The organism is Paracoccus sp. AK26, from assembly GCF_011801365.1.
Taxonomy (GTDB): Bacteria; Pseudomonadota; Alphaproteobacteria; order Rhodobacterales; family Rhodobacteraceae; genus Paracoccus; species Paracoccus aerius.
Genome location: NZ_CP041041.1, coordinates 807,003 through 829,453, shown reverse-complemented (window position 1 = coordinate 829,453; position 22,451 = coordinate 807,003). Strand labels below are relative to the sequence as shown.

19 protein-coding genes and 2 tRNA genes are annotated in these 22,451 nt (G+C 68.0%); 4 read left to right on the top strand and 17 right to left on the bottom strand.

The features are described from left to right. The first annotated feature begins 39 nt into the window (after nt 1–39). Nucleotides 40–1,107: an AI-2E family transporter gene (locus FIU66_RS04040; RefSeq protein ID WP_229849325.1), complete on the top strand. Its 1,068-nt coding sequence runs from the start codon at nt 40–42 to the stop codon at nt 1,105–1,107. Between the two features lie 34 nt (nt 1,108–1,141). Here FIU66_RS04040 and FIU66_RS04035 read toward each other — a convergent pair whose 3' ends face one another. The 4 genes from FIU66_RS04035 to FIU66_RS04020 form a co-directional block, all read right to left on the bottom strand. Beyond that, nucleotides 1,142–3,592, bottom strand: coding sequence for a DUF3772 domain-containing protein (locus FIU66_RS04035; RefSeq protein ID WP_167621506.1), 2,451 nt, complete (start codon nt 3,590–3,592; stop codon nt 1,142–1,144). 5 nt (nt 3,593–3,597) lie between these two features. Beyond that, nucleotides 3,598–4,629: a cysteine synthase A gene (locus FIU66_RS04030; RefSeq protein WP_167623383.1), complete on the bottom strand. Its 1,032-nt coding sequence runs from the start codon at nt 4,627–4,629 to the stop codon at nt 3,598–3,600. An 81-nt stretch (nt 4,630–4,710) separates the two neighbouring features. Then, nucleotides 4,711–5,766, bottom strand: a complete 1,056-nt coding sequence (locus FIU66_RS04025) for an NUDIX domain-containing protein (RefSeq protein WP_240544732.1) — start codon at nt 5,764–5,766, stop codon at nt 4,711–4,713. Continuing rightward, nucleotides 5,763–6,614, bottom strand: a complete 852-nt coding sequence (locus tag FIU66_RS04020) for a hypothetical protein (RefSeq protein WP_167621505.1) — start codon at nt 6,612–6,614, stop codon at nt 5,763–5,765. The genes FIU66_RS04025 and FIU66_RS04020 overlap by 4 nt, the downstream gene beginning before the upstream one ends. 98 nt (nt 6,615–6,712) lie before the next feature. Between FIU66_RS04020 and FIU66_RS04015 the strand changes: the two genes are divergently transcribed. Beyond that, nucleotides 6,713–6,802: transfer RNA gene (locus FIU66_RS04015), tRNA-Ser, on the top strand. Nucleotides 6,803–6,839: 37 nt separating this feature from the next. Here FIU66_RS04015 and FIU66_RS04010 read toward each other — a convergent pair. Then, a complete protein-coding gene (locus FIU66_RS04010; RefSeq protein ID WP_167621504.1) occupies nt 6,840–7,307 on the bottom strand; it encodes an Lrp/AsnC family transcriptional regulator in 468 nt (155 codons plus the stop codon). 110 nt (nt 7,308–7,417) lie between these two features. Here FIU66_RS04010 and putA point away from each other — a divergent pair, with 110 nt between their 5' ends. After that, nucleotides 7,418–10,819: a bifunctional proline dehydrogenase/L-glutamate gamma-semialdehyde dehydrogenase PutA gene (gene putA, locus FIU66_RS04005; protein WP_167621503.1), complete on the top strand. Its 3,402-nt coding sequence runs from the start codon at nt 7,418–7,420 to the stop codon at nt 10,817–10,819. A gap of 47 nt (nt 10,820–10,866) precedes the next feature. On the opposite strand, the gene FIU66_RS04000 is transcribed toward putA, so the two are convergent. The 12 genes from FIU66_RS04000 to FIU66_RS03945 all read right to left on the bottom strand — a co-directional run bounded on the left by FIU66_RS04000 (nt 10,867) and on the right by FIU66_RS03945 (nt 20,719). Beyond that, a complete protein-coding gene (locus tag FIU66_RS04000) occupies nt 10,867–11,340 on the bottom strand; it encodes a 6,7-dimethyl-8-ribityllumazine synthase (protein ID WP_167621502.1) in 474 nt (157 codons plus the stop codon). Between the two features lie 4 nt (nt 11,341–11,344). Further along, nucleotides 11,345–12,460, bottom strand: coding sequence for a 3,4-dihydroxy-2-butanone-4-phosphate synthase (ribB, locus tag FIU66_RS03995; RefSeq protein WP_167621501.1), 1,116 nt, complete (start codon nt 12,458–12,460; stop codon nt 11,345–11,347). A gap of 184 nt (nt 12,461–12,644) precedes the next feature. Next, nucleotides 12,645–12,720, bottom strand: a tRNA-Phe gene (locus FIU66_RS03990). 39 nt (nt 12,721–12,759) lie between these two features. Further along, complete coding sequence (locus tag FIU66_RS03985) at nt 12,760–12,966, bottom strand: DNA gyrase inhibitor YacG (RefSeq protein WP_167621500.1); 207 nt, start codon at nt 12,964–12,966, stop codon at nt 12,760–12,762. Continuing rightward, nucleotides 12,966–14,015, bottom strand: a complete 1,050-nt coding sequence (locus tag FIU66_RS03980) for a ribonuclease E/G (protein ID WP_167621499.1) — start codon at nt 14,013–14,015, stop codon at nt 12,966–12,968. Before FIU66_RS03980 ends, FIU66_RS03985 begins: the two co-directional genes overlap by 1 nt. Next, the gene (locus tag FIU66_RS03975) at nt 14,012–14,632 is read right to left on the bottom strand and encodes a nucleoside triphosphate pyrophosphatase (protein ID WP_167621498.1); all 621 of its coding nucleotides are present in this window, start codon (nt 14,630–14,632) and stop codon (nt 14,012–14,014) included. Before FIU66_RS03975 ends, FIU66_RS03980 begins: the two co-directional genes overlap by 4 nt. Before the next feature lie 13 nt (nt 14,633–14,645). After that, nucleotides 14,646–14,864, bottom strand: coding sequence for a translation initiation factor IF-1 (gene infA / locus FIU66_RS03970; RefSeq protein ID WP_036636451.1), 219 nt, complete (start codon nt 14,862–14,864; stop codon nt 14,646–14,648). Between the two features lie 86 nt (nt 14,865–14,950). Next, a complete protein-coding gene (locus FIU66_RS03965; RefSeq protein WP_167621497.1) occupies nt 14,951–16,048 on the bottom strand; it encodes a FliM/FliN family flagellar motor C-terminal domain-containing protein in 1,098 nt (365 codons plus the stop codon). A 60-nt stretch (nt 16,049–16,108) separates the two neighbouring features. Continuing rightward, complete coding sequence (locus tag FIU66_RS03960; RefSeq protein ID WP_167621496.1) at nt 16,109–18,763, bottom strand: ATP-binding protein; 2,655 nt, start codon at nt 18,761–18,763, stop codon at nt 16,109–16,111. Beyond that, nucleotides 18,753–19,034 (bottom strand): hypothetical protein, encoded by a 282-nt coding sequence (locus FIU66_RS03955; RefSeq protein ID WP_191310009.1) that lies wholly within the window; start codon nt 19,032–19,034, stop codon nt 18,753–18,755. Before FIU66_RS03955 ends, FIU66_RS03960 begins: the two co-directional genes overlap by 11 nt. Before the next feature lie 5 nt (nt 19,035–19,039). After that, entirely contained in the window at nt 19,040–19,396 is a 357-nt protein-coding gene (locus FIU66_RS03950) for a response regulator transcription factor (RefSeq protein ID WP_167621495.1), read from the bottom strand. 63 nt (nt 19,397–19,459) lie between these two features. Beyond that, nucleotides 19,460–20,719 carry a helix-turn-helix transcriptional regulator gene (locus tag FIU66_RS03945; protein ID WP_167621494.1) on the bottom strand — a complete coding sequence of 420 codons (1,260 nt, stop codon included), beginning with the start codon at nt 20,717–20,719 and terminating at the stop codon, nt 19,460–19,462. Between the two features lie 175 nt (nt 20,720–20,894). Between FIU66_RS03945 and FIU66_RS03940 the strand changes: the two genes are divergently transcribed. Further along, nucleotides 20,895–22,292 (top strand): short-chain fatty acyl-CoA regulator family protein, encoded by a 1,398-nt coding sequence (locus FIU66_RS03940; protein WP_167623381.1) that lies wholly within the window; start codon nt 20,895–20,897, stop codon nt 22,290–22,292. The last annotated feature ends 159 nt before the right edge of the window (nt 22,293–22,451 follow it).

Genomic DNA, 22,451 nt, shown 5'->3' with positions numbered 1-22,451 from the left:
CCGGCATCGTCCGGGCCCTTTTTTCCACGTGAGGACAGCTTGACCCCATCCAGCGAAGATGTGCTGCGCCAAAGGCTCCAGACGGGGTTCCTGGGCATCATCGCCTTTTCGCTGGTCCTGTTCCTGCTGTTCCAGGCGCGCTTCGTGCTGATTTGCCTGGCGATCGCGGTGATCCTGTTCTCGCTGACCTCGGACGCGATCCACGCGATCTCGACCCGGCTGAAGGTGCCGAACTGGCTTGCCACCACGCTGGCGCTGATCGGCATCACGCTGGGGCTGATCTGGCTGTCCACCACGATCATGTCCCAGGTCAACGAGGTCGTGGGCCGCGCCATCACCTATGCCGAATCCGTGCAGGTGGCACTGACGGCCCTGATCGAGCGTTTCGGCCCCGAGGCGCAGACGCGGCTTCTGGCGGCCTTGACCGAGTTCAACATCACCGGATGGCTGCGCTCGCTTGCAGGACAGGCTTCGGGGCTCTTGTCGGGCAGCCTGCTGGTGATCCTGTTCGTGGGCTTCATGTTCGCCGAACGCGCCTGGCTTCCGATCAAGGTCGAACGGCTGACGGGCGATCCCGACCAGGCGCTGCGCGTGCGGCTGATCATGGCCTCGATCATGCGGCGGGTGAACCGATACCTGGTGGTCAAGACGTTCGTCAGCGCGCTGACCGCCGCCGGTGTCTGGCTGATCTATGTGGTGGCTGGGCTGGAACTGGCAATGGCGATGGCGCTGCTGACCTTCGTGCTGAACTTCATTCCCAATATCGGCTCGGTCATCGCCTGGGGGATCACGGTGGCCCTGGCTTTCGTGCTGACCGGCGATTCGACCGCCACCATCGCCGTGGGCTTTGCCTGTCTGCTGGTCCACTTCGTTCTGGGCAATATCCTGGACCCGATGCTGACCGGCCAGACGCTGCAGCTCTCCAGCTTCGGGATCATCCTGTCGCTGGCCTTCTGGGGCGCGATCTGGGGCATCGCGGGCGCCTTCCTGGCCGTGCCGATCATGGTCGCGGTGATGATCGTCTGCTGGCACATCCCCTGGCTGCGCCCCGTCGCGATCCTTTTGTCGCGCGAGGGACTGGCCGATGTGGATCCGGTCGGGCGCTAGAAGCCTCCGGCGTTCCGCCCCTGCACGCCAAAGCCTATCGCCTGTCCGAAGCAGGCGCTTCTGTTTCGTCCTCGGCCACGGCCTTGCGGTCCGCTGGAACCCCGTCGCCCTCCTCGGGCGTGGACGGCAGCCTTGGCGCCGGAACCGAGCCTTTCAACGCCTCGGGGTTGCGCAGCCAGATGTCGCGCTGCGCATAGGGGATTTCGATGTTTTCCTCGGCAAAGCGCTCGACGATGCGGTGGTTGATCTCGTTCTGGACAGCGCCCTTGCCGTTCACGTCGGTCACGACGACATACATGCTGAAGTTAAGGCCGTCCGCGCCAAAGCCGCTGAACAGCACGAAGGGGGCCGGATCAATGGTGACGGTCGGCTGGTCCTCGGCGATCTCGCGCAGGATCTGGGACACCCGGCGGGTATCGCTGCCGTAAGCCACGCTTACGGTGATGGTGATGCGCCCCATCAGGCTGCCGCGCGTCCAGTTCGTGACCTGCTGCGTGATCAGGTCGCCGTTCGGGATGATCACCTGCTGGCGGTCGAAGGTCTCGATCTGGGTGGACCGGACCGAGATCCGCCGGACGATGCCCTGCTGCGTGCCCACGCCGATCCAGTCGCCCACGCCCACCGGCCGCTCGATCAGCAGGATGATGCCCGACACGAAGTTCGACACGATGTTCTGCAAGCCGAAACCGATGCCGACCGACAGCGCACCGGCGACGATGGCAAAGGACGACAGGTTGATCCCGGCCGAGGTGATCGCCAGCAGCGCCGCCAGGATGATGCCGATATAGCCGATGCCGGACACAAGGGCGTTCTGGCCCCCCGGATCCAGCTTGGTCTTCGGCAGGACGGATGTGCGCATTGCCCCCTGCACCGCGCGGGTGATGGAATAGCCGATGGCAAAGACCAGCAGGAACATCAGCACCGCGCCGGGCGACAGGCGCACGCCGCCCAGGGTGATGCCCTGCCGGAAGCGGTTCCAGTATTCTGCCAGTTCGTTGCCCGACGCACCCCAAATCAGCAGGAAGATGGGGATCGACAGCAAGACCAGGGCAAAACCGATCAGCAGCGGCGCCAGCCCGTCGCGCGCGCCTTCCTGGCCGCGCTTGAGCATGTTGAACAGGTCCGCGATGAAGTCCTGCAGCAGGATCAGCAGGCCCAGCATGGCAAGGGTCTGGATCCAGGGCCAGATCAGCAGGTTGCCGATATTGACGTAACCGATGGCCGCAGCGATCACCGCCGCGATGGCCAGCGGCCGGCTCAGCGTGCCCGCAAAGGACAGGACGCGATGGCGATAGCTGGCGCCGGGTTGGTCGGGCCAAGGCTTCAACCGGCGCAGGATCACGCCCAGCTTGAACAGCAGTGCCCCCGCGATCACGATCAGCACGAAATGCCAGACAACGGCCGCGCCTTCGGCGAAGTCCAGCGGCACGCGCTCCAGCCGGGCGTTCCGCTCGGCCAGGCCAGACAGCGGCAGGAAGGCGACCGAGGCGACATGATGGACCGCCAGGGCAAGCGCCAGGGAATTGATCAGCCAGCGTGCATTTTGGCGTTTTTCCGGGGGAACGTTCAGCGTGTCATAGGCGACCGACTTGGTGGGAAACAACTGCCGTGCCAGCCAGGCGGCCCCGAACAGGATCACCGCCGCGACGGGCAAGGCGTCCAGGAAAGGCCGCGTCCAGGGACCAAAGATCTCTGTCGCCGTCAGGGCGCTGATCAGCAGATAGATCCCGATCATCGGCAGCACGATCTGGGCCAGCGACACGACAAAGGCCACCACGGCGCGCGAATAATCCATCGCCCGCGCCGACAGGCGCGAGGGAAGCGTTTCCACCCAATGCCGTCCCAGCGTCAGCAGCAGCAGCGCCGCGATCAGATATCCGGCGACCTGCGGCAACCGGGGCCGAATCTCACTCCATGTGGCGCGTTCGTTGATCCGCTGGCCGGTGTTTTCCCAGATCCCGTTGACCAGCCGGGTCGTTTCCGATGCCGCCAGCAGCCAGTTGCCCGGCAGCACCGGCGAGGTGGAAAGCCTTGCCAGTTCGCTGACCTGCCGTTCGCTCAACACCTGGTCGATCCGCCGGATCAAGGCGTCGGCCCGGCTGAAAGCCTCGACTGCGGCAAGGCGGGGGGCCTGCAATTCGGCAAGCTGCGCCTGCAATTCCGCGCGGCGCGCAGCGATGTCCTCGGGTTCCGTGGCCCCTTCGGCCGGCGCCGGACCCAAGGAGGCGATCTGCCCCTCCACCGTGGCGATGCGGTCGGCGTTGATCCCCTGCGCATCCTCGAACTGCCTGCGCCATTCGACGACGCGGGCACGGATGTCGTTCAGTTGCGCAGCCGGCGTTTCGGCATTGCCGGCCAGTTCCTCGCTCTGGGTCGCGACACGTTCCCAGGTCTGGTAATTGGGAACCGTCGGTTCTTGCGCCCAGGCAGGAGACACATGGAGGGTCAGGACCGTCAGGACGACAGCCAGGAACGCACGGATCATGGGGGTCAGCCTTCGTAAACTTCGGGAATGTCGGGCGCTTCGCGGGTCAGCCAGCCAGGCACGGGCAGGCCCTTGGCACGCAGGAAGTCCGGGTTGAACAGCTTGGTCTGGTAGCGGTTGCCATAGTCGCACAGGATCGTGACGATCCTGTGGCCCGGCCCCATGTCGCGCGCCATGCGGATCGCGCCCGCGACGTTGACGCCCGATGAGCCGCCCAGGCAAAGGCCCTCGTGTTCCAGCAGGTCGAAGACCACCGGCAGCGCCTCGGCGTCGGGGATGCGATAGCTGAAGTCCGGGGTGAAACCCTCCAGGTTCGCGGTGATGCGCCCCTGCCCGATGCCTTCGGTGATCGAGCTTCCGGGCGCATCGAACTCGCCCGTGGTATAAAAGGAATGCAGCGCCGCGCCTTCGGGGTCTGCCAGGCCGATCTTCACGCCCCTGGGCTGCAAGGCCTCGGCCACGCCCGCCAGCGTGCCGCCAGAACCCACCGCGCAGATGAAGCCGTCGACCTTGCCGCCGGTCTGGTCCCAGATCTCGGGGCCGGTGGTTTCCACATGGGCCTGGCGGTTGGCGGTGTTGTCGAACTGGTTGGCCCAGATCGCGCCATTGGGTTCGGTCCGGGCCAGCGCCTCGGCCAGGCGGCCGGAATAGCGGACATAGTTGTTGGGATTCTTGTAGGGGGCTGCCGGAACCTCGACCAGATGCGCGCCGGCAAGGCGCAGCATGTCCTTTTTCTCCTGGCTCTGGGTTTCCGGGATCACGATGACCGAGCGGAAGCCCATCGAGGCGCCGACAAGCGCCAGCCCGATGCCGGTATTGCCCGCGGTGCCCTCCACGATGGTGCCGCCGGGCCGCAGCGCGCCGCGGGCCACCGCGTCCTTGATGATGTAGAGCGCGGCGCGATCCTTGACCGACTGGCCGGGATTCATGAACTCGGCCTTGCCCAGGATTTCGCAGCCCGTCGCCTCGCTGGCCTGGCGCAGGCGGATCAGGGGCGTGTTGCCGATCATGTCGGCCAGGTCGGGGCAAATTCGCATGGTCAAGCAACCTTCCGGTCTGGATCAAGTTCCGCGCTAACTACACATGGCCCCCGCCAGGGCACAACCCCGCCCCCCTGTTCAGACCTGCCCAAGCGCAGCCCGGATCGTGTCCTTTCGCAGTTCCAGCCACAGCGACAGCATGGCCAGGGGGCCGTTTGCCACCTGACCCGACATGGCCATCCGGGCCAGGTCGCTGCGGCCGATCACATGACCGCGAATGTCCTCGGCTTCAGTTTCCAAGCCGTGGACGCCCTCGATCCCGTCGGGCAGGTCGGCGATGCCGACATAAAGATAGAGATATTCGCCCAGCACACCGGGGCTGGGATAGTGGTGGATCGCCGGGAACAGGCGGGTCAGCGGCAGGTTCGCTTCCTCGCGCGCCTCGCGCAGGGCTGCCTGCTCGACCGTCTCGCCCGCGTCGACGCGACCGGCGACGGCCTCTAGCAGCCAGGGCTGCGGGTCGCGGCGGAACACCGGGGCCATGCGGAACTGCTCGATCAGAAGCACGCGGTCGCGGACCGGATCCCAGGGCAGCACCACGACCGCATCACCTGACACAAGCGCCTCGCGAGGCAGGTCCGGGGTCATCCCGCCCGCATGGGTCCGATGCCGCAGCTTGCAGACCTGGACCGAGAAGAAGCCGCCATAGGCTTCGTGCTGTTCAAGGATCTGGACATCCTCGGGCGCGCGACGATCGACCAGCGGGCTGCCGGAATAAGGGCTTTCCGACCCCCGCAGTTCCGAGGCCGCAATCACCCCGATCATCGTCAGCCGCTTCGCGATGTCCCCGGCGGGCTGATCTGGGGGCGCGGTCAGGATATGCCGTGCGATTCCGGCGGCAAGGGCAGGCTGCGCCTCGCCCTCGGTCTTGCCATCGCCCAGGCCCAGGATGCCGTGTCGCGGCTTCAGATCCATCACGGCGGAATATCGTTCCAGGGCCGGATTGGGCGTGACCCGGACCGCGGGAACGGTCCCCCCGCCCCCCTCGAGCCGGGGCCAGCCGTCCTTGTCGATCCCGGCCCGCGCGCCGCCTGCAAGCCTGCCCGGCAGGACTTCGGACCGGCCATCCAGGCCCAGGACCTGCTGCATGTCGGGATGGGCCAGGACGCCCACCAGAAGAACGGTGCCGCTCACAGTTGGCGCCCCCTCAGTTCCGCGGCGGCGGCCAGGCCCATGTCCTGCGAGGTCCGCGTGAACACGCCGTCAAACCCTGCAAACATCACCCGCGCCAAGGCCCGGCCCCCGTCCGACTGGGCGAAGATCGTGTAAAGGTCCAGCTGCGCGTCGCTGAGGGGCGCATAGGCCAGGAACAGATAGGCGCCGATCCAGCTTTCCGTGTCGGCCCGCATCCGCGCTTCCTCGGCCCAGGCGTCGGCGATCATCTGGTCCTCGCCCATGGGCATCGGAAAGCCTCCGCCCGCCTCGAACCCGCGGGCAAAGGCGACCGAGGCGTTCAGGCCGCCCGCCACGTTCGGCTCGATCAGGTCGGCGGCCTGGATCAGGCGCTCGATCCGGTCCGCGCGGGGTGTGGACTGTCGCTGCGCCTGTTCCCAGGCCCGGCGCGCGGCCTCCTCGACCTTGTCGTCCAGCATGGCGACGCGGGCGCGGGTCTCCAGGGCCAGAAGCTGCCGCCCCAGGCCGGTCCGGTAGAAGGCAAGCCCTGCCTGAAGATGCGCCGGATCGGTCGAGGGCAGCGCTTCGGCAACCCCGCGCAGGAACAAGGCGCGGATGCGCGCGGGCGTATGGATCGCCGCGACCTGTTCCAGCCAGCGGCCGGTCCCGCCGCGCGGAAACATGGTCGCGGCCATCTCGCGACCCTCGGCCAGGGCCTCGTCGCGCAGGGTGGGCGCAAGCTGGTCAAGCTGCATCACCTCCCACAGGATCCGTGCCGCCTGCTGGTGCTGCGGGACGGGCGGCGCGGGCTGCGCATGACCGGGTTGCGCGAAGGCGACCAGAAAGCAGAAACACAAGAACCGCAGCATCGGGCATCCTTTCCTGATACAGGTGTTTTTTTCGACAGAAAGCACTTGCGCTTCAACCCCTACCCCTCTAAATCCCCGCCTCACCACCCCAAAAGCGCGGAGAGGTGCCGGAGTGGTCGAACGGGGCGGTCTCGAAAACCGTTGAGCCTTCACGGGTTCCGTGGGTTCGAATCCCACCCTCTCCGCCACTTTCACGTCAACCTGGCCCTGTTGCCATCCTGCGGTCTATTCGCCCAGGGTGAAGGTCTGCTCCACCACCGCCTCCATGGACACATAGCTTGACGTGTTGCTGATATGCGGCAGGCCCGAGATCTTCTCGGCCATGATGCGCCGGAAATCGGCCATGTCGCGCGAACGGACCTTGATCAGATAGTCGAAGCCGCCGGCGATCATGTAGCATTCCTCGATCTCGGGAATGGCGCGGACAGCGGCGTTGAACTGTTGCAGCGCGGCTTCCCGGGTGTCGCTCATGCTGACCTCGACATAGGTGACATGGGTCAGGCCCAGCTTCAGCGGCGACAGGATCGCGCGATACCCGGTGATAAGGCCGATCTCCTCCAGGTGCTTGATGCGCAGGGTGATCGGCGTCTTGGACAGGCCGACCTTTCGGGCCAGCTCGGCCACCGGGATGCGGGCGTTGCGCGTCAGTTCGGCCAGAATCCTGCGGTCATAGGCGTCCAGCTTGACATTCATCCCAGGAATCCTTCCGCAATTGTTCGATCTGCCCAGGACGATCTTCATCTTCAGGCACACGGCCTAGATATTCTCTGATAACTCCGCCGGACCAGTCAAGGAGTCAGGCCATGTCGTCGTCCGTCAGCCCCAGCGTCTTTTCCACCCAGGCCAAGTTTGCTGACGAAGCGCAGCTTCTGGAACACCTGACGGCCCAGGCCGGCCTGCAGCCCGCCGCCCGCGCCGCCATCACCGCCCGCGCGGCCGACCTGGTCCGCCGCATCCGGGCCGAGGCGCGTCCGTCCCTGATGGAGCATTTCCTGTCGGAATACGGCCTGTCCACGCGCGAAGGGGTCGCCCTGATGTGCCTGGCCGAGGCGATGCTGCGCGTCCCCGACAAGATCACCATCGACGCCCTGATCGAGGACAAGATCGCCCCGTCCGATTGGGGCAAGCATCTGGGCGAGGCATCGTCCTCGCTGGTCAACGCATCCACCTGGGCCCTGATGTTGACGGGCAAGGTGCTGGACGACGACCAGGCGGGCACGCTGCGCCGCATGGTGCGCCGCCTGGGCGAGCCGGTGATCCGCACCGCCGTGGGCCGGGCCATGAAGGAAATGGGCCGCCAGTTCGTGCTGGGCCAGACCATCAACGACGCCCTGTCGCGTGCCAAGACGCGCGAGGCGCAGGGCTTCACCTACAGCTATGACATGCTGGGCGAAGCCGCGATGACCGGGGCCGACGCCGCCCGCTATGACCGCGCCTATGCCGACGCCATCGCCGCGATCGCCAAGGCTTGCGACAAGGGTTCGGTCGAGGAAAATCCCGGCATCTCGATCAAGCTGTCGGCGCTGCATCCGCGATACGAGGTCGCGCAGGAAGGCCGCGTCCTGCGCGAGCTGGTGCCCGTCGTGCTGCGCCTTGCTCGGCAGGCCAAGGCCGCCGGCATGGGCATGAACATCGACGCCGAGGAACAGGACCGCCTGGTCCTGTCGCTGAAGGTCATCGAGGCGGTGCTGTCCGACCCCTCGCTGGCCGGATGGGACGGGTTCGGCGTGGTGGTGCAGGCCTATGGCAAGCGCGCCAGCCAGACCATCGACTGGCTGCATGAGACCGCGACCCGGCTGGACCGCCGCATCATGGTGCGCCTGGTCAAGGGCGCCTATTGGGACAGCGAGGTCAAGCGCGCCCAGGTCGAGGGGCATCCGGGCTTTCCGCTGTTCACCAGCAAGGTCGCGACCGATGTCAGCTATATCGCCAATGCCCGCAAGCTGATCGGCTATGCCGACCGGATCTATCCGCAATTCGCCACCCACAACGCCCACACCGTCGCCGCGATCCTGGAAATGGCCGGCGACATCCGGTTCGAATTCCAGCGACTGCACGGCATGGGAGAGCGCCTGCACGACATCGTGCTGCGCGAGACGGGCGGCCGCTGCCGCATCTACGCCCCCGTGGGCGCGCATCGCGACCTTCTGGCCTATCTGGTGCGCCGCCTGCTGGAAAACGGCGCGAACAGCAGCTTCGTGAACCAGATCGTCGATGAGACCGTCACGCCCGAGGAAGTGGCGCGCGATCCCTTTGATGCGCTTGCCACCGCCAAGGCCCCCGCATCCCTGCTGGCCCCGGCGGACCTGTTCGGTTCCTCGCGCCGCAATTCGGTTGGGTTCGATCTGTCGGACGAACAGACCCTGGCGCGGATCAACGCGGCGCGGGATGTTGCGCTGTCCGACGTGGCGCCGCTGACCGTATCCCCGCCCACGGGCGAGGCGCATGAGGTGGTGAACCCCGCCACGGGCGAACGCCTGGCCTCGGTCCTGATGGCCGATGCCGCAACCACCGCCCGCGCCATCGACGATGCCCGCATCTGGGACGCGCCCGCGTCGGAACGCGCCGCCGTCCTGCGCCGCGCGGCCGACCTCTACGAGGAGAACTTCGGCCCGATCTTCGGCATCCTTGCGCGCGAGGCCGGCAAGTCGCTGGCCGACGCCGTGGCCGAACTGCGCGAGGCGGTCGACTTTCTGCGCTATTACGCGGCCGAGGGCGAGACGAATCCCGGCGCACCCCGCGGCATCGTCGGTGCGATCAGCCCCTGGAACTTCCCGCTGGCGATCTTCACCGGCCAGATTGCGGCTGCGCTGATGGCGGGCAACGCGGTGATCGCGAAACCCGCCGAGGCGACGCCGATCATCGCGGCCCTGGGCGTCAGGCTGATGCACCAGGCCGGAGTGCCGCTTGCCGTCCTGCAGATGCTGACCGGGCGCGGCAGCGTGGTGGGCACCGCCCTGTCGCAGGATCCGCGCGTCAACGGCATGGTCTTCACCGGCTCCACCGCGACCGCGCAGACCATCGCGCGGACGATGGCCGGGCACCAGGCCCCCGGCACGCCGCTGATCGCGGAAACCGGCGGGCTGAACGCCATGATCGTCGATTCGACCGCCCTGCCCGAACAGGCGGTCCGCGACATCGTGAACGGCGCCTTCCGGTCGGCGGGCCAGCGTTGTTCCGCCTTGCGCTGCCTTTACGTGCAGGAAGACATCGCCCCCCACCTGATCGAGATGATCAAGGGCGCGATGGACGAACTGGTCGTGGGCGATCCCTGGAACCTGTCCACCGACGTGGGCCCGGTGATCGACACGCGCGCGCGTGACGACATTGTGGGCTATCTGTCCAGCAACGGCAACCGCGTCATCCACAAGCTGCACGCGCCGTCGCGCGGAACCTTCATCGCGCCCACCATGCTGCGCGTCGGCGGGATCGGCGACCTGGAACGCGAAATCTTCGGGCCGGTCCTGCATGTGGCGACCTTCAAGGCCGACAAGCTGGACCGGGTCGTGGCCGACATCAACGCGCGCGGCTTCGGGCTGACCTTCGGCCTGCACACCCGCATCGACAGCCGTGTGCAGGAAATCTCGGACGCGGTCCATGTCGGCAACATCTATGTCAACCGCAACCAGATCGGCGCGGTGGTGGGCAGCCAGCCCTTTGGCGGCGAAGGGCTGTCGGGGACCGGCCCCAAGGCCGGCGGCCCGCGCTATGTGCCCCGGTTCTTCGCGCCCCGGGCACCTGCCGGCGGCACCGGAAACTGGCAGGGCCAGGCCGACGAAGCCCGCATCCGTTCGCAGCTTGAGGCACATGTCTCGCGCAAGATCGACGAGCGTCTGATGCCTGGCCCGACTGGCGAGTTGAACCGCCTGACGGCCCATACGCGACCGCCGGTGCTGTGCATGGGGCCGGGTGCAGACACCGTGGCCGCCCAGATGGCCGCCGTTGCGGCGCTTGGCGGTGATGCGGTTGGCGCGGATGGCACGCTTGCGCCCGATGTCCTGACGCGCCTGCCGGCCATGGCTGCGGTGCTGTGGTGGGGCGACGAGGCGCAGGGCCGCGCCTATGCCGAAGGCTTGGCCGCACGGGACGGAGAGATCGTGCAACTGGTCACCAGCCTGCCCGACTTCGGCCACGTCGCGCATGAACGCCACCTGTGCGTGGACACGACGGCGGCGGGCGGCAACGCGGCACTGCTGGCGGGATAAGGAAAGGGGGCCGGAAGGCCCCCTTTTTCATGACGTGGCGCGGGCGGTCAGACCTGCCAGCGACGCTTCAGCGCGATCAGGTGCAGCGCCGCCGCAGCAGCACCGCCGCCCTTGTTCTGGCCCTGCGGATCGGCCCGAACCTCGGCCTGGGGCAGGTTCTCGACCGTCAGGATGCCGTTCCCGATGCATTGCCCCTGCAGGCCCAGCAGCGTCAGCCCGCGGGAGCTGTCATTGCAGACCGTGTCGTAATGGGTCGTTTCGCCCCGCACCACGCAGCCCAACGCGACATAGCCGTCGTAAAGGTCGCCCGCGGCCGCTAGCGCAATTGCCGTCGGGATCTCAAGCGCGCCGGGAACCTCGACCAGATCGACCTCGGCGCCTGCGGATTCTGCTACCGCGCGGGCGCCCGCGACCAGTCCGTCCGCCACCTGCCGGTAATAGGGCGCGACGACGATCAGCAGGCGCAGGTTGCCGTCGATGCGGGGCAAGGGCAGTTGATGGTGTTCGATGCTGGCGGCCATGGGTTCACTCCTTGATCGGGCGGGTCGAATGGATCGACAGACCATAGGCGTCCAGGCCGATCACCCTGACCGGCGCCGAATTGGTCAGCAGGATCAGATCCGACAGCCCCAGCACCGACAGGATCTGCGCGCCCAGCCCGTATTGGCGCAGGACATGGGACGAAACCTCGTCCTGGCGCGGCAGGCGGGGCTCGATGTCGCGGAACAGCACCACGACGCCTCTGCCCTCGTCGGCGATCATCCGCATCGCCTGGCCCAGCGTGCCCGCGTTCTCGCGCCCGATGCCCAGAACGTCGTGCAGCGGATCCAGGACGTGCATCCGCACCATCACCGGGCCGGGCTGCGTCAGGTCGCCCTTGGTCAGCACGATATGTTCGGCCCCCGAGGTGTCGTCGGCAAAGACCCGCATCATCCAGTCGCCGCCGTGGACGGACGTGACCGCCATCTGGCCGCGTTCCGCGATCAGGTTGTCGTGGCGGCGGCGATAGGCGATCAGCTGGCTGATGGTGCCGATCTTCAGCCCGTGCCGTTGCGCGAAGGCCACCAGATCGGGCAGGCGCGCCATCGTGCCGTCGTCGTTCATGATCTCGCAGATGACGCCCGACGGATTCAGCCCCGCCAGCCGCGCGACATCGACCGCGGCCTCGGTATGGCCCGCGCGGACCAAGACGCCGCCTTCGCGCGCGCGCAGCGGAAAGATGTGGCCCGGCGTGGCGATGTCGGACGGACCCTTGGTCGGGTCGATCGCCACGGCGATCGTATGCGCCCGGTCCTGGGCCGAGATGCCGGTGGTCACGCCCTCGCGCGCCTCGATCGACATGGTGAAGGCGGTCTCGTGGCGGCTGGAGTTCTTGGCGCTGAGCAGCGGCAGCCCCAGGGCGTCGATCCGTGCGCCGGGCATCGACAGGCAGATCAGCCCGCGCCCGTGGGTCGCCATGAAGTTGATCGCCTCGGGCGTGGCCATCTGCGCGGGGATCACCAGATCGCCCTCGTTCTCGCGGTCCTCGTGGTCCACCAGGATGAACATCCGGCCGTTGCGGGCCTCGTTGATGATCTCCTCGATGGGCGAGATCGCCGCCGACCAATCCCGCTCGACCGGGCCGGGATTGCTGTCAGACATGCGCCGCTCCTGCAAGGTTTGCCTTTGGTGACATGTGCCTTCCTTTCGCAACGATCCTGCTTCGTGCACAGCGCCGCAAGACCGCGGCGGGTTTCGCAGCATCTGCACCGCGAACGGCCCCGGTGCAAGACCGGACGCTGCGCCAGACCGGATATCGGGATCAGATGGATTTCGAAAGGATGGATGGTGCCCGGAGACGGATTTGAACCGCCGACACGCGGATTTTCAATCCGCTGCTCTACCAACTGAGCTATCCGGGCAACCTTGCGCACCGTCTGGCGCGTGGCGTGACGCGGTGTTTACGGACGCTTGATGCGACTGTCCAGACCCCCGCCGGTGTTTTTTTCGCTTTCCGGCGCCTGGTCCGACGACAGGTCGTCCTGCGGCAGGCCGGGGATGACATAATCGCCCCGCAGCCAGCGCGCCAGGTCGACATCCGCGCAGCGTTTCGAACAGAAGGGACGATAGGCCGGCACGCCCGGCTTGTTGCAGATCGGGCAGGCCATCAGCGGGCCGCCTGCGCCAGGCGATGCAAGGGGATGCGGTCGCGCTTGCGGTTGATTTCGTAAAGGCCCATCGTGGTCCAGCCGATCAGCGAGGTTTCGGCGCTTTCGCCCTTGAAGGCGGCACGCAGCACCTGGTCAAGCGTGGCCCGGTCGCGCTTGGGGACCGGCGCGAAATCCACCACCACCTGCCCGCCAAGCCCGCGCAGGCGCAACTGGCGCGGCAGGTCGCGGGCCAGGGCGATATTGGCCTTCAGCGCGGCGGCGGGACTGGCGTCCTGGCCGGTGTTCACGTCGATGGCCAGCAGGGCGCGCGTGGGCTCGATCGCGGCATGGGCGCCGCCCGGCAGGGGCACGACGGGCGACAACAGCGCGTCCACCGCCTCGAGGACGCCGCAGCGTTCGAAGCTGTCAGGGCCTTCCTCGACCGCCTCGGGTTCGGGATCCGCCCAGTCCATCCAGGCCTGTTCATGGGGTGACGGGGCGCCCAGCAGCAGTTCCGGACCACCCGCCACCTCGCCCGCGATCCGGGCCGACAGGTCCAGAAGGCCGCGCAGTTCCCCGGCAATATCCTCGTCCTCGGCCAGCTCGGCGATGCTGCGGATGATGATGCCGGTATCCTCGGGGGGCAAGGCCGCCTGCCCCAGGCCGGTCAGCCGGGCACGGGTTTCATCGTCCCGGATGCGGCGGGACACGTTGATGCCGGGCGCGCCGGGCGTGACCAGCACGTGCCTGCCGCGCAGCAGGATGCGCCCGGTCACGGGCGTGGCCTTGCCCTCGTCCGCAACGCCCGTCACCTGCACCAGCAGCGACTGCCCCTCGCGCAGGCCGGATCGGTCTCGCAGATAGCCCCGCTGTGCTTCGGGCAGGCGCAGGAAGACGCCGCCCTGCCCCTTCATCAGGCGTTCGACGACGCCCCGGCAGATGTCGCCGGGCACCAGCGGAGACAGCGCGTTCGCGTCGACCAGCAGGTCAGTCAGGACGCCGTCCTCCAGAAGCGCGGCGGCCTCGACGCCGAAAAGCTGGCCCAGAACGACCTGACGTCCCTTCATGATCGGGGTTCCTTCATGGTGACACCGCAGGCCGCAAGCATGGCCGCCGTTTCCGACAGCGGCAGGCCGACGACCGAGGAGAACGAGCCCTGGATCCAGGGGATAAAGGCTGCCGCCGCGCCCTGGATGGCATAGCCGCCCGCCTTGCCCTGCCAGTCGTTCATGTCCAGATAGGCTTCCAGTTCGGGGGGCGCGATGGGCCGCATCCGTACGGTGGTCTCGACCAGGCGGTCGCGGATGCGGTCGCCGTCGCGCAGGACCACGGCCGTCAAAACGCGATGGCGGCGGCCGGACATGAGGCGCATGAAATCCGCAGCCTCGGCCGGCGAGCCTGGCTTGCCAAGGATGCGGCGTCCGACGGCCACCGTCGTGTCGGCACAAAGCAGCACTTCGGACGGCGCCAGGTGGAAGGCCTGGGCCTTGGCAAGCGCAATGCGCCGGACATAGTCGCGCGCCAGTTCGCCCTTGAGCGGGGTTTCGTCGATATCGGCGCTGCGGACCTCGTCGGGGACGATGCCGATCTGCGCCAGAAGATCCAGGCGCCTCGGGCTGGCCGATCCAAGGATCAGCCGCGGGCGCGCATGGTCGTTTCGGGGGTCGGGACGGGGCGCGGTCATCGCGGCGCCCGTGTCACTTGAAGCGATAATTGATCCGTCCCTTGGACAGGTCGTAGGTGTTCATCTCCACCTGCACCTTGTCGCCGGCAAGAACGCGGATGCGGTTCTTCCGCATCTTTCCTGCCATATGCGCAATGATCTCATGGCCGTTTTCCAGCTCGACCCTGAACGTCGCATTCGGCAGGAGTTCCTTCACGACGCCGGGGAATTCGAGCATTTCTTCCTTGGCCATGACTACTCCATCCTGATCGCCCCGCCTGATTCGGGACCGGGGTTAAATGGAACCGCCCCGCCGGGATTTCAAGTGTAATCAGCATTTCACGCCCCTGCCGCCTGCCGGGCAAGGGCGTCGTGGCCGGCGGGCTGGACCAGTTCAGCGCTGCGGAAGGGGTCGGCATGGGCCAGGTCGGGCGGCGTGGTCGTGACCGGCGGCGTGATCGGGTCAAGCCGGCCTGCGGGGGTCGCTCGGGCCGGGTCGTGCAGCCGCAGGGCGTGGCAGCCCTCGGACTCGCCCAGCTTGCCTGTCGCCAGAAGCTGGCCGTCGCGCGTTTCCAACCGCGCCTCGGCCAAGGTGACGCGGGGCAGCGGCAACAGCTTGCCGGGCACCAGCCCGCGCAACTCGCCCAGCGTCATGGTGCGGCGGCAAAGAACCCCTACGACGTCGACCGGGGCCAAGGCCATGGCTGCGGCCAAGGTCGCGTCCGCAGCCGATGCGGGGGGTGCAAGCGGCGCACCATCCTGGGACGTGGCCGCTGGCGGCAACGCCGCCGAGAGGTGCAAGGGCTGTGGCGCCCTAGCCTCGGCCTTGTGGGGCAGCGCGATCAGGATGGACCCATTGCGGGTTTCCGTGCCCCCCATGCGCAGGTCAAGGGACAGGCTGCGATAGGGCCGATCCTCCAGCATCAGGATCAGCGGGCGCGGATCGTCCAGATAGGTGGCATAGCGATAGCCCTGCACGCCGCCGAAACCGTCAAGCCCAGCCATCTCGGATCCCAGTTCCGCCATCAGCGCGTTGACGAAATCGACGCAGATCGCCGCATCGCTGCGGGTCAGCCTGCGCCTTTCGCTGGGGCGCGCGGTGACGCGGCCCAAGGCCTGCACCTCGATCAGGGCGGTCACGGTCTCGAACCCAAGGGCCATCATGCCGACCTGGTCGCCCGGTCCCTGAAGGACCACCAGAAGCCCTTGGTCGGGAAGCATTTCGGGCAGTTCGGCAAGGGCCGCTGTGCCCGGCTTGATTTCGACCGGCATGACGGGCAGGCGATACAGGCGCTCTGCCGCGCGGCCCACCGCATTGGCTGCCGCGCGCGCGGGCGACAAGGGCTGGGGCTGCGGCAGGCGGGCGGGTTTGTCCCCGTCACGGTCGCGCGCCCGCAGCAGCGTCCTTAACAGTCCTGCCTGACCAGTTTGCGCCATGTTCGCCCCGAATCGTCCTTGCCTGATCCGCAATCTGGCAAAAAGCGGTTGAGAAAGGGTTTATGCGCGCCTCAGCCCCGCATCCGCTGGTACCGGCGGCCGGCGGGGCAGGACGATGCGAAAGGCCGCGCCGCCCTGGCCGGGCAGATAGGTGATCTCTCCTCCCAGGTTGGCCATGATCTCCTTGCAGATGGCCAGGCCCAGGCCCGCCCCCCCTGCCCGCGCGGGGTCGTTGAGGCGCGAGAACTTTTCGAAGATCAGCGCCTGGCGGGCGGTCTCGATCCCGGACCCGTTGTCCGCGATGTCGATCTGCGCCCCGCCGCGCAGGGTCCGGCGGACGCGGATGGACAGGACCGGAGGCTCGGCATCGCAATACTTGCGGGCGTTGCTGATGACGTTGATCAGCACCTGCAGCAGCCGATCGGCGTCGGTGATGACACCCACGTATTCGGCCAGCGGTTCCCGGTCCAGGCGGAACACCCGCTGGGGCTGGGTGGCCGAGGCGGCCGACAGCGCCCGTTCGATCAGGTCGTGCAGGTTTGCGGGCGTGATCGACAACTGCGCCTGCCCGCTTTCCAGGACCGAAAGATCCAGCAGGTCGTCCAGCAGGCGCGTCAGGCGGCCGGATTCGTCATAGATGATCTTCGCGAAGCGGTCGCGATCCGCATCCGACAAATCGGGCGAGCGGAGGATTTCCGAAAAGGCCCGGACCGAGGTCATGGGCGTGCGCAATTCGTGGCTGATCTGGCCAAGGAAGGCGTCCTTCTGGATCGACAGCGCCGTCAGCTTGTCATTCGCCTCGCGCAACTGGGTCGCGGTGCGGGCCAGTTCGGCGCGGGCGTTTTCAAGGCGCTGCGTTTCCTCCTTGGCACGCTGCGCCTCGGTCGCGACCTGCATCAGGTCGGACACGGTCAACTCGGACCCGCCGGCCACGCTGTCGATCATCGCATGGGCGGTGGCCGCGCCGATGGATCCCGCCAGACGCCGTTCCAGCCGCGTCAGGAAGCGCGGCGTCATGTCGGGCAGATAGCCGGACTTGCCCTGCGCCGCGGCCTCGGACTGGAAGAAGCGCAGCGCGTCCTCGGCCCCCCAGACGCGGCGGGCCATCACCAGCAGCGGCTCGACCTGGTCGGCGCCGCGGGCCATGCGCCCGTGACGGACCGGATCCACGGCGCTGACGAAGGACAGGCCCTGCAGGCGCTCGACCGGGTCGGGCATCCCGAAGATCGAGAATACGATAAAGGCCAGCGTGTTCAGCGCCAGCGACAGGCAGATCGCGAAGGCCAGGGGATCAACGCTTGGCGGCAGCGCGGGATCTTGGCCGATTCCGACCGAGGGCAGGAAGATCAGCGCCAGCCACAAGGCAAAGCCCGTGCCCACGCCCGCATAGGCCCCTTGCCGGTTCGCCCCGCGCCACAACAGCCCGCCGATCATCGCGGGCAGCACCTGCGCCATGCCGGTAAAGGCCACCAGCCCCATCGAGGCAAGCGCCGCCGTCCCGCCCGTGGCGCGGTAATAGACCCAGCCCACTGCCATGACCGCCAGGATCGCCAGCCGCCGGGCGTTCAGGACGAAGCCGCGCAGATCCTCGGGGTCGCCCGTCTGGGGCTTGCGGCGCAGGATCAGCCACAGCGGCACCAGCCAGTGGTTCGAGATCATGGTCGCAAGTGCGATAGTGCAGACGACCACCATCGAGGTTGCGGCCGAAAAGCCGCCCAGGAAGACCAGAAAGGCCAGCCAGTTCTGCCCCGACTGCGCGGGCAGCGTCAGGACATACAGGTCGGGATTGGCGTCGGCGGGCAGAAGCTGCTGGCCCATGACCGCGATGGGCAGCACGAACAGCGACATCGCGAAGAGGTATGCCGGAAAGGCCCATCCGGCCACCGCCAGCCGATCCTCGTCCGCGGCCTCGACCACCAGCACCTGGAACATCCGCGGCAGGGCGATGATCGCGGCGCCAGACACGACGATCAGCGCGGTCCAGCGGTCGGGCTTCAGCAGCCAGCCATCATGGCCGGCCGCGGCCTGCGCGATCCGGTCCAGCATGTCGGCAGGGCCCTCGGCCAGTCCCCAGACCACGAAAACGCCAAGCGCCAGAAAGGCCATCAGCTTGACCACCGCCTCGAGCGCGATGGCCGTGACGACCCCGTGGTGGCGTTCGTCGGCGGCCAGGTTGCGGGTGCCGAAGACGATGGTGAACAGCGCAAGTCCCGCAGCCACCCACAGGGCCGTGCCGCCGCCGCCGGCAAGCGGGATGTCGGTCAGGCTGTCGGTCGCGAAGACCTCGAAGGACAGGCTGACCGATTGCAGCTGCAGCGCGACATAGGGCGTGGCGGCAATGACGGCGATCAGCGTGATCAGGGCGGCGAGGCGGTTCGACTTGCCGAAGCGGGCGGAAATCAGGTCGGCGATCGAGGTGACATGATGCATCCTGGCCACCCGCACCAGGCGCCGCAGCCCCCACCAGGCGCCGCAGAAGACGATGGTCGGCCCCAGATAGATCGTGGCGAATTCCAGCCCCGACCGCGTGGCGTAGCCGACCGCTCCGTAGAAGGTCCAGGCCGAGCAATAGACGGACAGCGACAGCGTATAGACCGCCGGATGGTCCAGCCACCGGACCCGGCCCCTGGAGGCGGCACGGTCGGCGGCAAAGGCCACGCCGAACATCAGCGCGACATAGGCCAGGCAGCCCGCGACAAGCGCCTCAAAGGGCATGATCGTCGTCCCGCGCCATCGCCTGGGTCGCGCGCAGGGTGGCGGCATCCGCCCGGCGCAGCGCGCGGTGCAGCACGAAGATGGCCAGGATCAACCCGGCCCACAGGCCGAACAGCCAGACCGCGCCCGCCGCGAAGCTGACCTGCGCCGGGATCCACCAGACCGGGACCAGGACCAGGATCGCCGCCAGCATCGGAAGAACGCGCGCCGCGTCGCCAAGCCGCCGGCGGCGGAACGAGGCGCGTTCGAGAAACAGCGGCCGGTCGGGCATGGTGGTCAGTTCAGCATCCGGCGCACCATGGCGCGCAAGTCGTCATTGGCGAAGGGCTTGGCCAGCACGGCATCCGCCTGCGGCAGCGACAGCGAGGCCTGCCCGCGGGCCGTCAGCATCAGCACCGGCGTCGCCGCCAGGCTGGGGTCCTGGTCGCCCCGAAGTTCCGCCAGGATCTCGGTCCCCGACCGATGCGGCAGCATCACGTCCAGGATGACCAGGCGCGGCTTGGCGCCCCTGATCGCCTCGATCCCGCCCGCGCCGTCGGCATGAAGCGCGACCTGCCAGCCTTCGCGGGACAGGATGAAGCGCACCGCCTCGGCGATGTTGGGTTCATCCTCGATCATCAGGATGTCGAGCATTCGGTCGATGGTCCCCCCAGGTGCCACGATAATGTGCCGGGCGGGCCCGCGCTGTCAAAGGATTCACGCCGCCAGCAGGATCGAGGGTTCACGCCGCGCCGCGCAATCGATGCGCGGGCAGATGCGGCAGGCGGGACCGATCAGCAGATCCGGGCTTCCGGGCGAGCCCGGCTCCTCGGGCAGGATCAGCATCTGCGCGCGGGTCAGCACCGGCCCCTCGGTCCCGAGGGGCTGGTGGCGGGTGGCCAGCGACAGGGTGCGGAACCGTCGGCCGTTCGGCGCCTCGACCAGCCTTGCGATGGCGGTCTGCGGCGCGGCAAGGGATTGGAACAGCGGCCAAAGCGGGCAGGCGTCGCCGGGACGCGGCAGGGGAAAGCCCGGCGCCGGGCGGCGCAGCGTCAGCGCGCCCGATCCGTCGCAGACCAAAAGGCCCGCCGCCTCGAACCCAGCCGGTTTCAGCAGCGCCAGGCGGCGCATCACCAGGTCCAGGGGCTGGCGCAGCCGGTCGGCCATGCGCAGCGGGTCGGCCTCTTCCGCCGCGGCCTCGGCCAGGGCCGCATCCGGCAGGGCCAGGCGCTCCTCCTCCATGCGCAGCAGGTGGGCGCGGGCCAGGGCGCGGGCGGCATCCGAGGCCAGGTCGGCCGCCTCCTCGACGGGCGGGGCGCCCGCTGCAAGCCAGGCCTCGACCTCCTCCTGCGGGGTGAAGATCGCGTCCTGCGCCTCGAAACTGTCCAGATAGGCGACAAGGGCCTGCGCGGTGCTGGACAGGCGCAGGCTGTCCCCGTCCAGGTTCGCGTGAAACCGCGCGCGCCAGTCGGGCGGGATTTCGCCCCCTTCCGCCAGGATCGAGGCCGTGGAGCGGACCGAAGTCACCGCCGACAGCACCTCGTGCAGGGTGGTCAGCAGATAGGGATCCTGCCGCATCCGGTCAGACAGGGTGACAAGCTGGCGTTCATGCGCATCGGCCCGCCGCGCCGTGGCGATCAGCGCCGAGGCCCAGCCGGGAAATCGAGCCAGCAGTTCGGGTGTCTGGTCCAGCTCGGGCGTCACGTCGTCGGGCAGCCGCGCCGCGGCCTCGCGCAGCGCCGCGATCTGGGCCTCCTCGCGCCCTTCGGCCAGTTCGGCCGCCGACACGTCCAGCGCGGCGGCCAGGCGCAGGACCAGATGGTCGCCCACCGGACGGCGGTTGTGCTCGATCAGGTTCAGGTAGGCGGCCGAGATCCCGGCCTCGCGCGCCACGTCCGCCTGCCGCCGCGACAGCGCCAGGCGGCGTTCGCGGATGCGGGTTCCCGTCAGGACGCGGTTTCCGGGACGCTGCTTCATGACACGATCAAACCGCGTGGCGGGGCGGGGTGCAAGCCGCAACGATATCTTAGGGATTTTGCTCCACGATCATGCCATGATCCTGATCCGTCCCATCGTCGGTCCATCCATCGCGGCTCTTGTCGTGACCGCTTTGCAAAAGCTAATGCAGCTTTTGCAAAAGGGGGGACGCATCATGGCCATGCAGAAGATCTATGCCGGAACGTCGTTGCGCGAAACGCGGGGGCGCAGCGGGCTGACCCAGCGGCGCTTCGCCGAACGGCTGGGGGTGTCCCTGCCCTATCTGTCTCAGATGGAAAACAACCACCGCCCGATTTCCGCCGGGGTGCTGCTGCGGCTGGCGCAGGAATTCGGGGTGGACCTGACAACGCTGGCTGCGGGCGACGCCGAACGCATGGTGATCGACATGCAGGAGGCCCTGGCCGATCCGCTGTTTGATGCCGTTCCGCCCCTGGCCGACCTGCGCCTTGCCGCCACCAACGCGCCGGTGCTGGCGCGGGCCTTCCTGGACCTCTACCGCGCGCATCGGCAAGGCCAGGAACGCCTTGCCGCCCTGGACGAGGCGATCGGCGCGTCTGGTCAGAACGCCCTCTCCACCCCGTGGGAGGAGGTGCGCGACTTCTTCCATTACTGCGACAACTACATCGACGCCGTGGACCGCGCGGCGGAACGCTTTGCCTGCCCGGCGGGCCAGCGGCTGGATCCGTGGGACGCGGGCGTCGCGGCCCTTGCCGCCCGCGGGATCCGCGTGACGCGGGCGGAACTGCCCGCCAATGCGGTCTTTCGACGCGTGGGGACGGAAATCCATGTGAATGCCGCCGCCGAACGGCCGACGCAGCTTTTCCAGCTGCTGCATCTTGTTGCTTTGGAACGCCAGTCGGACCTGCTGGACGCTACGCTTGATCTGGCGCGGTTCCGCAGCCAGACCGCGCGGGACGTGGCGCGGGTGGGACTTGCCAACTATTTCGCGGGGGCGGCGCTGATGCCCTATCGCGCCTTTCTGGCCGCAGCCCAGGCCGAACGGCACGACCTGGAACGGCTGGCGCACCTGTTCGACGCTTCGCTGGAACAGGTGGCGCACCGTCTGTCCACCCTCCAGCGGCCCGGCGCGAAGGGGGTTCCCTTCTTCTTCGTGCGCGTCGATCAGGCGGGCACGATCACCAAGCGCCATTCCGCCACGCGCCTGCAATTCGCCCGCTTCGGCGGCGCCTGCCCCTTGTGGAATGTCCACCAGGCCTTTGAACAGCCCGGCCGCTTCCTGCGGCAACTGGCCGAGACTCCGGACGGGATGCGCTATCTGCTGATGTCGCGCGACGTTTCCAAGCACGCGGGCGCCTTCAACGCGCCGGTGCGCCGCTTCGCCATCGGCCTGGGCTGCGAAGTGTCCCATGCCGGCAGCGTCGTCTATGCCGACGGGCTGGACCTGACCAAGCCCCGCGCGTTCGAGCCCATCGGCATCTCCTGCCGGATCTGCCCCCGCCCCGACTGCCACCAGCGGTCCGTGCCGCCCATCGACCGGCCGCTGCGCATACCGGGCGAACGCAACGGACCACTACCCTATGAGATATCCTGAGGGCGGCCCCTACATCTTGTGCCAGTCGGCGGATTTTTGCCCGAAGGGGCGAGGTTCCGCGCATCAAGGGAACCGAAACGATCCTGATGTTGCCAGGAAGGCACACATGCGGTTTACCCGCAGCGAACCGGAACCAGATCGCCCGAGTCATCTCGGACG

Excerpts from the sequence above, each read along its gene's own strand:
- FIU66_RS03940 (WP_167623381.1), top strand. The coding sequence starts at position 20,895 with ATGGCCATGCAGAAGATCTATGCCGGAACGTCGTTGCGCGAAACGCGG.
- FIU66_RS03950 (WP_167621495.1), bottom strand. The coding sequence starts at position 19,396 with ATGCTCGACATCCTGATGATCGAGGATGAACCCAACATCGCCGAGGCG.
- FIU66_RS04020 (WP_167621505.1), bottom strand. The coding sequence starts at position 6,614 with ATGCTGCGGTTCTTGTGTTTCTGCTTTCTGGTCGCCTTCGCGCAACCC.
- FIU66_RS03975 (WP_167621498.1), bottom strand. The coding sequence starts at position 14,632 with ATGACCGCGCCCCGTCCCGACCCCCGAAACGACCATGCGCGCCCGCGG.
- FIU66_RS03945 (WP_167621494.1), bottom strand. The coding sequence starts at position 20,719 with ATGAAGCAGCGTCCCGGAAACCGCGTCCTGACGGGAACCCGCATCCGC.
- FIU66_RS03965 (WP_167621497.1), bottom strand. The coding sequence starts at position 16,048 with ATGGCGCAAACTGGTCAGGCAGGACTGTTAAGGACGCTGCTGCGGGCG.
- infA (WP_036636451.1), bottom strand. The coding sequence starts at position 14,864 with ATGGCCAAGGAAGAAATGCTCGAATTCCCCGGCGTCGTGAAGGAACTC.
- FIU66_RS03960 (WP_167621496.1), bottom strand. The coding sequence starts at position 18,763 with ATGCCCTTTGAGGCGCTTGTCGCGGGCTGCCTGGCCTATGTCGCGCTG.
- FIU66_RS04010 (WP_167621504.1), bottom strand. The coding sequence starts at position 7,307 with ATGAATGTCAAGCTGGACGCCTATGACCGCAGGATTCTGGCCGAACTG.
- ribB (WP_167621501.1), bottom strand. The coding sequence starts at position 12,460 with ATGTCTGACAGCAATCCCGGCCCGGTCGAGCGGGATTGGTCGGCGGCG.
- FIU66_RS04000 (WP_167621502.1), bottom strand. The coding sequence starts at position 11,340 with ATGGCCGCCAGCATCGAACACCATCAACTGCCCTTGCCCCGCATCGAC.
- FIU66_RS04030 (WP_167623383.1), bottom strand. The coding sequence starts at position 4,629 with ATGCGAATTTGCCCCGACCTGGCCGACATGATCGGCAACACGCCCCTG.
- putA (WP_167621503.1), top strand. The coding sequence starts at position 7,418 with ATGTCGTCGTCCGTCAGCCCCAGCGTCTTTTCCACCCAGGCCAAGTTT.
- FIU66_RS03955 (WP_191310009.1), bottom strand. The coding sequence starts at position 19,034 with ATGCCCGACCGGCCGCTGTTTCTCGAACGCGCCTCGTTCCGCCGCCGG.
- FIU66_RS03985 (WP_167621500.1), bottom strand. The coding sequence starts at position 12,966 with ATGGCCTGCCCGATCTGCAACAAGCCGGGCGTGCCGGCCTATCGTCCC.
- FIU66_RS03980 (WP_167621499.1), bottom strand. The coding sequence starts at position 14,015 with ATGAAGGGACGTCAGGTCGTTCTGGGCCAGCTTTTCGGCGTCGAGGCC.
- FIU66_RS04035 (WP_167621506.1), bottom strand. The coding sequence starts at position 3,592 with ATGATCCGTGCGTTCCTGGCTGTCGTCCTGACGGTCCTGACCCTCCAT.